This is a genomic window from Ferrimonas futtsuensis DSM 18154 (genome assembly GCF_000422645.1).
Lineage (GTDB): Bacteria > Pseudomonadota > Gammaproteobacteria > Enterobacterales > Shewanellaceae > Ferrimonas > Ferrimonas futtsuensis.
In genome coordinates, this window is the sequence record NZ_KE383896.1 from 344,219 (window position 1) to 357,565 (window position 13,347).

At 59.4% G+C, this 13,347-nt stretch carries 13 protein-coding genes and 1 tRNA gene; 8 read left to right on the plus strand and 6 right to left on the minus strand.

Annotated features, from left to right (window positions below):
* Position 1 precedes the first annotated feature (1 nt).
* Positions 2 to 640 (minus strand): flavin prenyltransferase UbiX, encoded by a 639-nt coding sequence (locus G505_RS0119225; RefSeq protein ID WP_028111012.1) that lies wholly within the window; start codon positions 638 to 640, stop codon positions 2 to 4.
* Positions 640 to 1,992, minus strand: a complete 1,353-nt coding sequence (gene mpl / locus G505_RS0119230; protein WP_028111013.1) for a UDP-N-acetylmuramate:L-alanyl-gamma-D-glutamyl-meso-diaminopimelate ligase — start codon at positions 1,990 to 1,992, stop codon at positions 640 to 642. Before mpl ends, G505_RS0119225 begins: the two co-directional genes overlap by 1 nt.
* 227 nt (positions 1,993 to 2,219) lie before the next feature.
* On the opposite strand from mpl, the gene G505_RS0119235 reads away from it, so the two are divergent.
* The 3 genes from G505_RS0119235 (at position 2,220) to G505_RS0119245 (ending at position 4,318) form a co-directional block, all read left to right on the plus strand.
* Entirely contained in the window at positions 2,220 to 3,551 is a 1,332-nt protein-coding gene (locus G505_RS0119235; protein ID WP_028111014.1) for a Na+/H+ antiporter NhaC family protein, read from the plus strand.
* A 75-nt stretch (positions 3,552 to 3,626) separates the two neighbouring features.
* Positions 3,627 to 3,956: a hypothetical protein gene (locus G505_RS0119240; protein WP_028111015.1), complete on the plus strand. Its 330-nt coding sequence runs from the start codon at positions 3,627 to 3,629 to the stop codon at positions 3,954 to 3,956.
* A gap of 104 nt (positions 3,957 to 4,060) precedes the next feature.
* Positions 4,061 to 4,318, plus strand: coding sequence for a hypothetical protein (locus G505_RS0119245; RefSeq protein ID WP_028111016.1), 258 nt, complete (start codon positions 4,061 to 4,063; stop codon positions 4,316 to 4,318).
* A 39-nt stretch (positions 4,319 to 4,357) separates the two neighbouring features.
* On the opposite strand, the gene G505_RS0119250 is transcribed toward G505_RS0119245, so the two are convergent.
* Positions 4,358 to 6,547 (minus strand): S9 family peptidase, encoded by a 2,190-nt coding sequence (locus G505_RS0119250; protein ID WP_028111017.1) that lies wholly within the window; start codon positions 6,545 to 6,547, stop codon positions 4,358 to 4,360.
* A 111-nt stretch (positions 6,548 to 6,658) separates the two neighbouring features.
* Positions 6,659 to 7,042 (minus strand): bactofilin family protein, encoded by a 384-nt coding sequence (locus tag G505_RS22070; protein ID WP_035385561.1) that lies wholly within the window; start codon positions 7,040 to 7,042, stop codon positions 6,659 to 6,661.
* Positions 7,043 to 7,295: 253 nt separating this feature from the next.
* Between G505_RS22070 and G505_RS0119260 the strand changes: the two genes are divergently transcribed.
* Together G505_RS0119260 and ppa are read left to right on the plus strand one after the other, a co-directional pair.
* Positions 7,296 to 8,264: a class 1 fructose-bisphosphatase gene (locus G505_RS0119260; RefSeq protein ID WP_028111018.1), complete on the plus strand. Its 969-nt coding sequence runs from the start codon at positions 7,296 to 7,298 to the stop codon at positions 8,262 to 8,264.
* Positions 8,265 to 8,299: 35 nt separating this feature from the next.
* On the plus strand, positions 8,300 to 8,833 hold the full coding sequence (gene ppa / locus G505_RS0119265) for an inorganic diphosphatase (protein WP_028111019.1): 534 nt from the start codon (positions 8,300 to 8,302) through the stop codon (positions 8,831 to 8,833).
* Positions 8,834 to 8,886: 53 nt separating this feature from the next.
* Here the strand turns inward: ppa and G505_RS22075 are convergent, their stop codons facing one another.
* Positions 8,887 to 9,969: a tetratricopeptide repeat protein gene (locus G505_RS22075; protein WP_169628233.1), complete on the minus strand. Its 1,083-nt coding sequence runs from the start codon at positions 9,967 to 9,969 to the stop codon at positions 8,887 to 8,889.
* Positions 9,970 to 10,224: 255 nt separating this feature from the next.
* Here G505_RS22075 and G505_RS0119280 point away from each other — a divergent pair, with 255 nt between their 5' ends.
* Together G505_RS0119280 and G505_RS22080 are read left to right on the plus strand one after the other, a co-directional pair.
* The gene (locus tag G505_RS0119280) at positions 10,225 to 11,373 is read left to right on the plus strand and encodes an MFS transporter (RefSeq protein WP_051216488.1); all 1,149 of its coding nucleotides are present in this window, start codon (positions 10,225 to 10,227) and stop codon (positions 11,371 to 11,373) included.
* Between the two features lie 4 nt (positions 11,374 to 11,377).
* A complete protein-coding gene (locus G505_RS22080; RefSeq protein ID WP_051216481.1) occupies positions 11,378 to 12,199 on the plus strand; it encodes a TIGR03899 family protein in 822 nt (273 codons plus the stop codon).
* Here G505_RS22080 and cobA read toward each other — a convergent pair.
* Positions 12,161 to 12,967 (minus strand): uroporphyrinogen-III C-methyltransferase, encoded by an 807-nt coding sequence (gene cobA / locus G505_RS0119290; protein WP_028111021.1) that lies wholly within the window; start codon positions 12,965 to 12,967, stop codon positions 12,161 to 12,163. The two genes, G505_RS22080 and cobA, sit on opposite strands and share 39 nt — an antisense overlap.
* A gap of 225 nt (positions 12,968 to 13,192) precedes the next feature.
* Here cobA and G505_RS0119295 point away from each other — a divergent pair.
* Positions 13,193 to 13,269, plus strand: a tRNA-Pro gene (locus G505_RS0119295).
* Positions 13,270 to 13,347: the final 78 nt, after the last annotated feature.

The window sequence follows — 13,347 nt, forward strand, 5'->3', positions numbered from 1 at the left end:
ATTATTCTCTGTTTGGTTCTGTAGGGGTGCCATAGCCCCAGCGGGGCAACAGCTGATGTTCAATATCCAGATGATCCAGAATCCTTGCCACCATAAAGTCCACCAGATCCTCGATGGACTTGGGCTGATTATAGAAACCCGGGGCCGCCGGCATGATGGTGGCCCCAAGCTGACTCAGCTTGAGCATGTGTTCGAGGTGAATGGCGTGGAACGGCGTTTCACGGGGCACCAGAATCAGCTGGCCCCGCTCTTTCAGTACCACGTCTGCGGCCCGCTCGATGAGGTTGTTGCTCATGCCGGTGGCCACCGCGGCCAGGGTTCCGGTAGAGCAGGGGCAGATAACCATTTGCCGGGGAGCGGCGGATCCGGACGCCACCGGTGAAAACCACTCCTCCTTGCCAAACACCTGCAACTGCTCTTCACTGACACCGAAATGGGCCCGGAGCAGGTCACCGCAAGCTTTGGGGTTACCCGGCAAGGCAAACTTCTGCTCCTCAACGAACACCACCCGGGCGGCCGCGGAGATCATCACAAATACCTTGCGGCCGGATTGTAGCAAACACTCCAGCAACCGCAGCCCGTAGGGCGCACCGGAAGCTCCGGTAAAAGCCAAAGTGATAGTTTGATCACATTTTTTCATTACAGCGCCTCCAGCGCGCTCAGCAACTTGCCGTGGATGCCACCAAAGCCGCCGTTACTCATCACCACGATGGTATCCCCGGCGCGGACATCCTCAATGAGTGTAGCCACCAGGGCCTCAACGCTGGGGCTTAGAGTCACCGGAACCGGCGCCTCCTCCATGGCAGCGGCCATGTCCCACTCAAGCCCCTCTGGCTGCAGCAGGAAGGCTTGGTCGGCGTCCTTGAGCGCGGTCGCCAGGGTATGCTGGTGGACACCGGCCTTCATGGTGTTGGAGCGGGGTTCAAGCACCGCCAACACCCGACCGAAGCCCACCTTGGCACGCATGCCCGCCAGGCTGGTCGCCACTGCGGTGGGGTGGTGGGCAAAGTCGTCGTAGACCCGAACGCCATTGGCCTCCCCCTTGAGCTCCATGCGGCGCTTGGGCCCCTGGAACCGGCCGAGGGAAACGATGCCATCGGCGGGGCGCACCCCGACGTGGCGGGCGGCGGCCAGGGCACCCAGGGCGTTACTGATGTTGTGATCGCCAATGAGATCCCAGTTCACCTCCCCCTGAAGCTCCCCGTCCAGCCACACCTGGAAACGGCTGCCGTCGTCGCTGAGCATCACCGCCTTCCAGCCATCCTCGCCGATGATGACCTGTTCGCTCCAGCAGCCCATCTGGATCACCTGGGCCAGGTTGGCGTCCTGCTGAGGCCAGATCACCTGACCACTGCCGGGAACGGTGCGCATCAGATGATGGAACTGGCGCTGGATGTCCGCCACAGAGCTGAAGATATCGGCGTGGTCAAACTCCAGGTTGTTCATCACCAGGGTTCGGGGGCGGTAGTGGACAAACTTGGAGCGTTTGTCGAAGAAGGCGGTATCGTACTCGTCCGCCTCCACCACGAAGAAGGGAGTCTCACCCAGGCGAGCGGAGACGCCGAACTCCCGCGGCACCCCGCCAATCAGAAAGCCGGGGGCCAGATCGTTGTCCTCCAGCAGCCAGGCGAGCATGGAGGCGGTGGTGGTCTTGCCATGGGTACCGGCGACCGCCAGCACCCAGCGCTGGGGCAGTACAAACTCCGACAGGAACTGGGGACCGCTGGTGTACCGCAGTCCTCTGTCGAGCACGGCTTCCACACAGGGGTTGCCCCGGCTCATGGCGTTGCCTATCACCACGATGTCTGGTTGTGGCTCCAACTGATCAGGCTCAAAGCCCTGGATCAGTTCGATCCCCTGCTGCTCGAGCTGTGTGCTCATGGGCGGATAGACGTTGGCGTCACTGCCGGTGACGGTGTGGCCGAGACTGCGGGCCAGCAGGGCGATACCGCCCATGAAGGTGCCGCAGATCCCCAGAATATGAACGTGCATGGTGAGATCCCGATATCAAACTGGCGTCAGTGTACCTTCTGCGCCTCCGTGGCGGCAAAAACAATCAGTTATGGCCACCAAGATGCAAAAACATCAAAACGTCTAGACGTCTAGATTGACACAATTGAGGAGATCCGACACAATGCGGCCATTGCCCACTCGACATGGGGTGTCGAGTTCACGCCGCAGACCAGGATGGCCGCAGGTTGCAAGAGATAAGAGATAGCATGAGTCAGTCCCAAACCCTTACCGCCACCCAGCCCCAGAGCAGCTCCGCCGTTGCCCTGCTGCCGCTGCTGCTGTTCCTGGCCACCTTCGTCGGTGCCGGCCTGTATCACCAGAGCCAGGGGGCGGACTTCGCCTTCTATCAACTCTCCCCGGTGATCGCCATCCTGCCCGCCATTGTGCTGGCCTTTGCCCTGGCCCGTCAGGCCATCGACAAGAGCCTGGACCAGTTCATCGCCGGCATCGCCGACAACAACATCATCGCCATGTGCTTGATCTACCTGCTGGCGGGTGCTTTCGCCTCTGTGGCCAAGGCCACAGGCGGTGTGGACGCCACCGTGGCACTGGGCCTGACCCTGATCCCCGCCTCCCTGTTGTTGCCCGGCTTCTTCCTGATCGCCGGCTTCATTGCCACCTCCATGGGTACCTCCATGGGCACCATCGGCGCCCTGGCTCCCGTGGCCTACGGCATTGCCCAGCAGGCGGGCATCGACCCTGCCCTGATGGCCGGCGCGGTGATCTCCGGTGCCATGTTTGGTGACAACCTCTCCATCATCTCCGACACCACCATCGCCGCCACCCGAACCCAGGGCTGCGAGATGAAGGACAAGTTCCGCGAAAACATCCGCGTCTCCGCACCTGCCGCCGCCATCACCTTCGTGCTGTTCCTGCTGCTGGGTTCCGGCCAGAGCGCCGTGGACGCGGGCAGCTACGACCTGATCAAGGTACTGCCCTACCTGACCATCCTGGTACTGGCGGTGGCCGGTGTGAACGTGTTCCTGGTACTGCCTGCCGGCATCCTGCTGGCTGGTGTCAGCGCCATCGCCGGGGGCGAATACAGCGCCATGCAGCTGGGTAAGGACGTGTACGCCGGCTTCACCGGCATGCAGGAGATCTTCCTGCTCTCCATGCTGGTGGGTGGCCTGGCCGCACTGATGAAGCAACAGGGTGGCCTCAATTGGCTGGCCAACAACGCCGCGGCTGCCATCGCCCGCTTCAGCAAGAAAGAGCAGTCTCCCCGCGCCGCCGAACTGGGCATGGCGGGCGTCGTGTCGGCCACCAACCTGTGTACCGCCAACAACACGGTCTCCATCATCATCACCGGTTCGGTAGCCAAGGATCTGGCCGAGCGTCACGGCGTGCGTAAGCGCCGTGCCGCCTCCATGCTGGACATCTTCTCCTGCATCACTCAGGGCCTGATCCCCTGGGGTGCCCAGGCGCTGCTGACCGGCGCCACCTTCAAGCTCTCTCCTCTGGTGGTGGTGTCCAACGCCTGGTACTGCCTGGTGCTGGCTGCGGTGGCCGTTGTCATGGTGAGCCTGCGCAAGGCATAATAACCCCCTCAGTTACCTGTAAAAAAGCCGGGGCACTGCCCTGGCTTTTTCGATCTGCACTTCCGGGAGAGACCTGTGAACCCCACCAACCACGGCCTGAAACGTTTTGGTATCGCCATGGCCCTGTACCTGGCCGCCTTTTTCGTCGCCTTCGCCCCCTATGTCTTCGTCCAGACGCCCGAAGAGGTGGCCCATATGATGGGCGGCGCCGGCGGCTGGGCGATGATCGCCGCTTTGGTGGTGGCGATGATCGGCTTCGTGGTGAACCTGATGGGAATTGGCAGCAGCCTCAACGCCCTGCGCAAAGGCGCTGGCAGCAGCGGCGTGTTCTCCCTGCTGGCCAACCTGCTGCCGGTGGTGCTGATTGGGCTGATCCTCTACAGCAACCGCCTGCTGATGTTCTAAGGCCAGCCAACGCAATGGACAGCACCACTGTAGCCCTGCTGTATGGCTTTACCGGGCTGATGGCGCTTATTGGTGATGCCCTTATCTTCTGATGGTGACCCCTGATGGACAACACTACACTAGCGCTGCTGTATGGCTTTACCGGGCTGATGGCACTCATCGCGCCCTATCTGCTGATGGTGTTCCTGTTTGCCGGCCCCTGGTGGACACCCGTTATTGGCCTCGCCCTGTTTGTGGGCATTCTGACCTTTCTGCCGCCGCCGGTGGCCCTGGTCTCCTGCTACCTGGCTGCCGCCGGCATCGCCCTGACCCTGGGCAAACGTTGGTGGCAAAAACGAAAACAGGCCAAGCCGCAGAGATAAAAAAACCGCCTTTCGGCGGTTTTTTTATATTCAAAGCCACTACAAACGACGATTGAGGAAATCTTCGATGGTGGCCATCAGATGCAGGCCAACGCTTTTGCCTCGCATGGAGTGCTTGGAGCCAGGATAATCCTTGGACTCATACAACTTGCCGGCATCCTGCAGCACCTTGTACAGCTGAGTGGAGTTCTGGTAGAGCACGTTGTCGTCCGCCATGCCGTGATAGACAAACAGCTGGCCTTTGAGGTCTTTGGCATAGGGGAAGACCGCCGACACCTTGTACCCTTCGGTGTTTTCCGCCGGATGGGCCAGGTAACGTTCGGTGTAGTGGGTGTCATACAGGCCCCAGTCGGTGACCGGCGCGCCGGAGACACCGGCGGCAAAATACTCCCCAGCCTTGAACAGGCCCATCAGCGCCATATAACCGCCGTAGCTGTGGCCATAGATGGCCAGGCGATCCCCATCCACCCACTCCAGGCTGCGCAGGAATTTGGCTCCGGTGATCTGATCCTCCACCTCCACCTTGCCCAGGTGACGGTAGATCTGGCTCTCGAACTCGTGGCCACGGGCTGTGGAGCCGCGGTTATCCAGCTGGAACACCCCGTAACCCTGCTGCACCAGGTACTGGGTGAAGTAGTCGTGACGACTCCAGGCGTCTTTCACCGTTTGCGCCCCGGGGCCTCCGTAGACCCGCACCACCACAGGGTAGCGCTTGCCCGGCTCCACCTGCGGCTTGAACAGGCGATAGTGCAGGGTCATGCCATTGTCCGCCTTGAGGGTGCCGTATTCTGGCTGGGTCCAATCGCCCCAGTAACTGGCCAACGGATGGTCCTTGTCTATGGCATTTTCCTCGATCCAGGTGACCCGCTCGCCACTGGCCTTGTGCAGGCTCAGCTGAGGCGGCTGCCGGTTGGAGGAGAAGTGATCCAGATAGACGCTGCCATCCTTGCTGAACACGGTTGCGTGGAAGCCCTGGCGTTGGCTGAGCTTTTCCACCTTGCCGCCCTCCAGGGAAACCCGGTAGAGATGGCGTTCAATCGGGGTGTCCTTGCGACCGCTGAAATAGACCCAGCCACCGGCTTCGTCCACCGCTTCCAGGGCGTCCACCGACCAGTCACCGTCAGTCAGCTGACGCACCAGCTTGCCGCTGGCATCCATCAGGTAGAGATGGCGGAAACCACTGCGCTCTGAGCTCCAGATGAAGCCCGGACGCTGCTTAAGAAAACGCAAATCATCGGCCAGGTTGACCCAGCTGGTGCTGGTTTCAGTCAGCAGCAGGCTGCGTTTGTTGGACGCCGGCAACCACTGCCATAACTGCAGGGTCTGCTGATCACGACTTTGCCACTGCCAGGTCAGGGCCTGGCTGTCGGCGCGCCAGTTGACCCTGGGCAGGTAGCCGCCCTTGTCTTCGGCACCGGGTATCCAGGTCAGTTGGCCATCACTCAGGCTGACCACTCCGACCCGCACCCTGGCGTTGTCTTCTCCCGCATAGGGGTAGCGCTGTTCGGTAAGCTTGATGCCATCGGCGTAGATCTCGTTGCGGATCACCAGCTCCACCGGGGATTCGTCCACCTCCAGCAGGGCGATGGCGTGTTCATCGGGTGCCCACCAGTAGCCGCTCATCCGATCCATCTCCTCCTGGGCGACAAACTCGGACATGCCATGCTTTAGAGGACCCTCACCGCCGCTGGTCAACCGGCGCTCTTTGCCACTGGCCAGATCGATGACGTACAGCTCCTGGTCGCGAATAAAGGAGACATAGTTGCCCTTGGGAGAGAAGCGGGCGTCGGTTTCGAACGCCTCGGTGCGGGTCAGCTGACGGGGTTTTTCCCCATCCAGACGATACAGCCACAGGTCGCCACCGATGGGAAAAAGCAGCGCCTTGCCCTGACTGTCCCAGTCATATTCAAGCAACCCCTTGCCGTAGATGCGCTGACGCTCACGGCGCGCCTTCTCCTCTTCGGACAGCTCTCCCTCCTCGAACAGGGTGGAGTCCAGCAGCCGGCTGCGCTGACCGCTCTCCAGGCTGTACTGCCACAGGTCATAACGCTCGAGGTCATCGTTTCGGGGGGCAAGCCAGGTGACGCGTTTGCCGTCAGGGGAGAGGGCGGGCTTAAAAGGCTGGGAACCGGCCAACGCCGGCTCACTGACAAGGCGCTCCAGAGTCAGCGGTTGGGCCTGAGCCAGGGCGGACACCAGGGCCAGCCCGGCCAGAATCAGTGGTTTCATGGTCTGTCATCCTGCAGAGTCGAATGGCAGGATTGTCCACAAAACCGGAGGGAATCACAAACCGGCTCACCCAAAGCGTCGCTTTAGATTGCCGGCTTTTATGGTCGGATATCAGGCCTCTTGGGCCTCATCCAGCTTGTTCTCCAGCAGCTTCGGCCCATCTTTAACCCGGGTACCGATAAACTGACCGCCGTTAAAGATCTCGATTTTATCTGTAACAATTTCCCCTTCGACGGTTCCGGTGGCGCTGATGGTCAGACGCTGGCATTGCACTTTGCCCTCGATCCGTCCCTCCACCTGCAACTGGTCAGACACCACGCGGCCGTGGATCTCCCCCTGGCTCTCTACTACCACCAAGCCGGTGGCGGTCAATTCGCCTTCGATGCGACCGTCGACGACACAGTCGCCCTCGATGTGGAGACTGCCCTCCAGGCGGCTGGATTGGGCGAAGTAGGTCAGGCCGGAACGGCTCTTCTTATTGGCTTTCCCAAACACGATGGCATACCCCTAATCTAATAATTGTGTCTTTCTTCTGCGGTGCTCAATCACCCAGCTTTCCATCCCTAGGCGACCTGTTATAAACAAAACTGTTACCCGCCTCAAGCGAATAAAATTCACTCAGCTCGTTTTTTTCGGTCAGATCGCGCTGTCCCACCATCTTAAGCGGCGTTTAACGCTGCATCTCATCACATTTTTCGCTATCATTGCCGGTTAATTAATCCAGCCAATCATAAAGATAGGACCCTGCATGCAACGCCTACACGAGTCCCTGGTTAAACAGGGCTTAACTTCCGAGTTACAACAACTGATTATGACCCTGGCCGAGTGCGGCGTAGAGATCAGCCGACTGGTTCGTGGTGGTGCCCTGGCCGGGGTGCTGGGCGTCGCCGAAACTGAAAATGTTCAGGGTGAAACCCAGAAGAAGCTGGACATCATCGCCAACGACCTGATCAAGGAAAAGCTGGCTGCCAGTCCTTTGGTGAAAGGGATCGCCTCCGAAGAGGAAACCGATGTGGTCCCCGCCAATGACGCCGGTCAGTACCTGGTGTGCTTCGATCCCCTGGACGGCTCCTCCAACATCGACATCAACTCCCTGGTAGGCACCATCTTCTCCGTGCTGCCGGCCCCAGAGGGTGAGGTGAACGAGCAGGCGTTTATGCAGCCCGGCGTCAACCAGAGCTGTGCCTGTTACATGCTCTATGGCCCAGCCACCGTGCTGGCCATGACGACAGGCAATGGTACCCTGATGTTCAGCCTGGATCCCAACGCCGACGAGTTCATCCTGATTGATGAGCGTGTTGAGGTGCCCGCCGAGACCGGTGAGTTTGCCATCAACATGTCCAACCAACGCTTCTGGCAGGCACCGATGCAACGCTACATCGCCGACCTGATCCAGGGCAAAGAGGGCCCTCGCGGCCGCAACTTTAATATGCGCTGGATCGCCGCCATGGTTGGCGACGTACACCGTGTGCTGAGCCGTGGTGGCTTGTTCACCTACCCTCAGGACACCAAAAACCCGGCCAAACCGTTCAAACTTCGTCTGATGTACGAAGCCAACCCCATGAGCTTCCTGGTTGAGCAGGCTGGCGGCAAGGCGTCCACCGGCTATGAGCGGATCATGGAGATTCAACCGGATCAGATCCACCAGCGAGTGGCGGTGATCCTGGGGTCGGCAGACGAGGTCAACACCTGCCTGCGCTATCACCGCGAAGGCTGACCCAATCAACACTCTGGCTGTTTAAGGAAAAATCTATGAGCCTGAATCACGTACCCGCGGGTAAATCTCTTCCGGACGATATCTATGTGATCATCGAGATCCCGGCGAACCACGACCCCATCAAGTACGAGGTGGACAAGGACAGCGGTGCCCTGTTTGTGGACCGTTTCATGAAATCACCCATGTTCTACCCGGCCAACTACGGCTATGTGAACCAAACCCTGAGCCTGGATGGTGACCCTGTGGACGTGCTGGTGCCCAGCCCCTTCCCTCTGGCACCCGGCTCGGTGATTCGCTGCCGTCCCGTTGGCGTGCTGAACATGACCGATGAGTCCGGCGAAGACGCCAAGATCATCGCGGTTCCCCACACCAAACTGACTCAGGAGTATGACCACATTCAGGACGTGGATGATGTCCCTGCCCTGCTGAAGGCGCAGATCACCCAGTTCTTCGAGCGTTATAAGGAGCTGGAACCCAACAAGTGGGTGAAAGTGGAAGGCTGGGCCGACGCGGCCGCCGCTCGTGAAGAGATCCTCTCTTCCGCCAAGCGTTACCAGGATCAGGGCTGAGACTCAGCCAGATAAGAAAAAGGTTGGCCTCGGCCAACCTTTTTTTTCACCCTTCAGTGCTCGAACGCCCTGAGTTTGAGCTGGTAGCGCTCCTTCTCAGTGCGCGGTGCCAACTTGATGGCATCGGTGAGGGCCCGCTGGCTGTCATCCAGCTGGCCCAGTTGGAAATAGGCCCTGGAAAGCCCGAAATGGAACTCATGATGATAATCGGCGAGTTTCACCGCTTTGCGGTACTGGCTTAGGGCCTGGCTAAAATTGCCTCGATTGTATGACGCTTCCGCCATATCGAAGTAGTAAAAGGGGTTATCCAAACGACTCAACTCTATCTGGCGATGCAGTTTGGCCCACTCGGTGAGCCGCCCCTGGGAGGCAAGCAATACCGCCAGGTTGTGCATGCTGTGCAGTGGGTCGATGCCCAACTCCATCACATAGCGATACACCTGCTCCGCTTCCTCCTCCATGCCTTGGCGCTTATACAAAACCCCCAGAGTATTCCAGGCGGCGCTCATCTGCGGATCAAGCCTGAGAGCCTGCTTCAGATAGTGGTAGGCATGATCCGGCTTCTCCTCCACTATGTGCTCTGCCGCCAGATTGCTGAAGAACCGGGCCAGGACTTCGGATTCAGACAACTTCACCACCCGGTAGCCCCGGACCTGGCTGCTGGGGAGAAAATCGATCACCGTACTGTTTCCTCCCAGCGGAGACCAGTCACCGGGCTGAGCAATGGCCTCAAGTTTGATGTTGACGTGGTCATTCACCAGATAGATGCCGCCACGACGATCCCAGATGGGCGGCGACTTCACCAACTGGTACTCCACCTCGAGGTGAAGTTCCTTGGCCAGTGCCGCCGTCATCACCACCAGGGACATGCAGTTGCCCGAACGCAGTTGGTAGGTCTGCGACGCGATCTGGGTAACGCTGTTGTCGTACTCAAACCCCCGTTTGACGCTGACCAGCTCTGCCAGCATATCGATGCGCATCGCCGTACTGCTTGAGGTACGTCCGGCCTTGGAGGTGAACTTTCGCATGTCCCGGTCCAGGGCAAACAGTTGATCCTGCGTGATCACATCCTCCACCTCGGCAAAGGCGGAGTCAGCCAACACCGGGGCAGACACAGTCGGCTGGGGGGTCGACATGCATCCACCAAGCAGCACAAAAATGAGGCCGAGCATCAAAAGTCTCATACCCCTAATGCTAGTCCGGCCAGGGGGCGTTAACAAAACAGACCACAATCTTGTTACAATTTGCCATCGGCAAAATTCAGTTACGCAATTCGTTGGGTCAGTATTAAAAACCCTTTGTTCCAGCCCTGGCTACCCCCTAGGATAGAGACCCCCTCTCTCTGGATAAGGCCCGCCATTTTGACTCCAACCCGTCCTCAACTGTTGCTGATGATGACCTTTATCATGTCCCTGGTGTTTGCCGTCTGGCAGGTGCTGCTGAACAACTTCGTGGTGGAGGTGGCGTCGTTTACCGGCAAGGAGATTGGGCTGCTGCAGTCCCTGCGGGAGGTACCGGGATTTCTCGCCTTCACCGCCATCCTGGTGCTGCTGGTGATCCGCGAGCAGAGGTTTGCCCTTATCTCGCTGTTGTTGCTTTGCGTCGGAGTGGCGCTGACGGGCTGGTTTCCGTCGGTACTGGGACTCTACTGCACCACGGTGCTGATGTCCGTGGGCTTCCACTACTATGAAACCTGCAATCAGTCCCTGACGCTGCAGTGGCTGCCCAAAGGAGAAGCCGCCGCCTTTCTGGGACAGGCGCTGTCGGTCAAGGCTGCGGGCGCACTGCTGGGGTACGGCAGCATCTGGCTGCTGATGACCGGCCTGGGGCTGCCCTACGAGTGGGTCTACACCCTGGTAGGCGGACTGGGATTGCTGATGGTGTTCTACTGCATGGCGCGCTTTCCTCAGTTCACCGAGGACGCCCCGCAGCAGAAGCGGTTGCTGCTGCGTAAACGCTACAGCCTCTACTACCTGCTGACCTTCCTCTCCGGCGCCCGCAGGCAGATCTTCATGGTGTTTGCCGCCTTCATGATGGTGGAAAAATTTGGTTACAGCGTTACAGAGATCACCGCCCTATTCCTAATCAACTACCTGTTTAACTTGCTGTTTGCCAAACGCATCGGCCAGTGGATTGGTCGCATCGGTGAGCGGCGTACCCTGATGATTGAATACGTCGGTCTGATTCTGGTGTTTATCAGCTACGCCAACGTGGAGCACCCGACCCTGGCCGCTGGTCTCTATGTCATCGATCACCTGTTCTTTGCCATGGCCATTGCCATCAAGACCTACTTCCAGAAGATTGCCGATCCAGACGAGATCGCCGCAACCGCAGGAATCAGCTTTACCATCAACCACATCGCTGCCGTGGTGATTCCGGCTCTTCTGGGACTGGTGTGGCTACACTCTCCGGCTCTGGTGTTTTATATTGGGGCGGGGATCGGCCTGTGCTCCTTGCTGGCGGCCCTGAGCCTTCCGGCGACACCTGCGCCGGGTAATGAGACACGCTGGGGCGCCCTGTTCCCCGCCACACAGACCTGAGCCTATGACTGACAAGATCATGGCCGCCCCGCCAAAGCGGGAGAGCAGCCGCACTGCAAGACAGCAAGCCGTGACCCTGGCGCGGCGAATCGGCTTGACCGGCAATGACGCAGAGACCGCCGGCGCCCTGGCCCAGCGCACCGAAATTCGATTGAAAAACTGGCAGGAGCAACGGCAGCAAAACCTGGAAACCGTGGTGAAACAGGCCATTGGACTGGCTGGCAACGCCGTCAGCAACAAGGAGCTGGATCCAGACTGGCAGTTTCAATTTTGTCAGATGGCGGAGCAGATCCACAACGGCAGTATGCAGAAGCTGTGGGCTCAGATTCTGGCCACCGAGTTGAGTCTTCCCGGCAGCTTCGGCTTGCGGACTCTGGAAACTCTGAAGGGGATGACCCAGAGAGAGGCGCTGCAATTTGCCCGAACCGTGGCGATCTCATGCCAGCTCAATGGGGACCCAAGCCACAAGGTGATCCTGGGCTATCGCCGGGAAGCGGGCTTTGGCGGCTTCAGCTCAGCCCGCCAGGAGACGCTCAATCTGTCAGGCCAGGGGTTGCCCTACTCGACAGTACTGACACTGCGGGATCTCGGTCTGTTGTTCGCCACCGAACTGGAGACCGGCCCCCTGCCCGCCAAGCAGGCCATGCTGATCCGCTGTCAGGGTCATACCATGAAGTTTGTGGCCAAGAGCGCCCGTCTCAGGCTGAGGTACTACCGCTTTACCCAGGTAGGAGATGAACTGGCCCGGCTGATCACCGAGCCTGCCAATGAAGAGTACTGCGAGTCGTTAACCAAACTGCTGCTGGACGACTTCCTCCCCCAGTAGCTCTGCACTGAACCAATCCAGCGAGTGATGCAAAGACACCACGTCACCGACGATCAAGGCGGCCGGTGTCTGCACGCAAGGATCGGAGGCCAGCTGTTCCAACTCTCCGAGACTGCCTGTCACCACCGTCTGCTGAGGCTGGCTGGCTCGGCTGACGATGGCCACCGGAGTGTCACTGGACAAGCCTCCCTCCATCAGCCCCATGGCGATGGTTCCGGCCCGGGCCACGCCCATGTAGATCACCAAGGTATGATGACTGAGCGCCAGCTTGTACCAGTCGGCAATGGGCTCACCGCCCATGCCATGACCGGTGACAAAGGTCACCCCGCGAGACAGGGTCCTGTGGGTCAGGGGAATGGCGCCATAGGAGGCACACGCCGTGGCAGCCGTGACGCCGGGCACCACTTCGTAATCGATGTCCGCCTTTCGCAGAGCGAGCATCTCCTCACCGCCACGGCCGAACATCAGCGGATCGCCTCCTTTCAGGCGCACCACCGAACGGTCGCCGGAGGATGCCTTGGCCACCAACAGTCGGTTAATCTCCTCCTGAGACATGGAGTGACGGCCGCAGCGCTTACCCACGGCAACACGCTCTGCATCCGGATTGATGAGTGCCAGAATGGGCTCACTCACCAACGCATCATAGAGCACCACGTCGGCTCCCTGAATGGCGCGAAGTGCCTTGACGGTCAACAGGTCAGGATCGCCGGGGCCGGCACCCACTATGGCCACCCTGCCGGTACGATTGGGTAAAGTTATCAGGCTCACCAGATTCTCCCTTGTCAGCATCGGAACAGCTTAGAGCCATCGCTAATAACCACAAAGAATCAGTTTGGAACTTTTAATACCTTTATTGCATATAAAGTTAACTCTTTAAGAACATCGGTCTGTAAATTAGCCACTTAGCCAAATTTCCTTAAAGAGCGCTTGCGCATCCTAAGAAAGTCGCTATCATAGGCCGCCGTTGAGTTCGGTAACCGAATGAAACGAAATCGGTGATTAGCGCAGCCTGGTAGCGCATCTGGTTTGGGACCAGAGGGTCAGAGGTTCGAATCCTCTATCACCGACCACATTCAAGAGCCCTGTTCGCAAGAACGGGGCTTTTCTCGTTTTAGAGCCGCTACGCGACTCGGTCAGAGGGCTAGGCG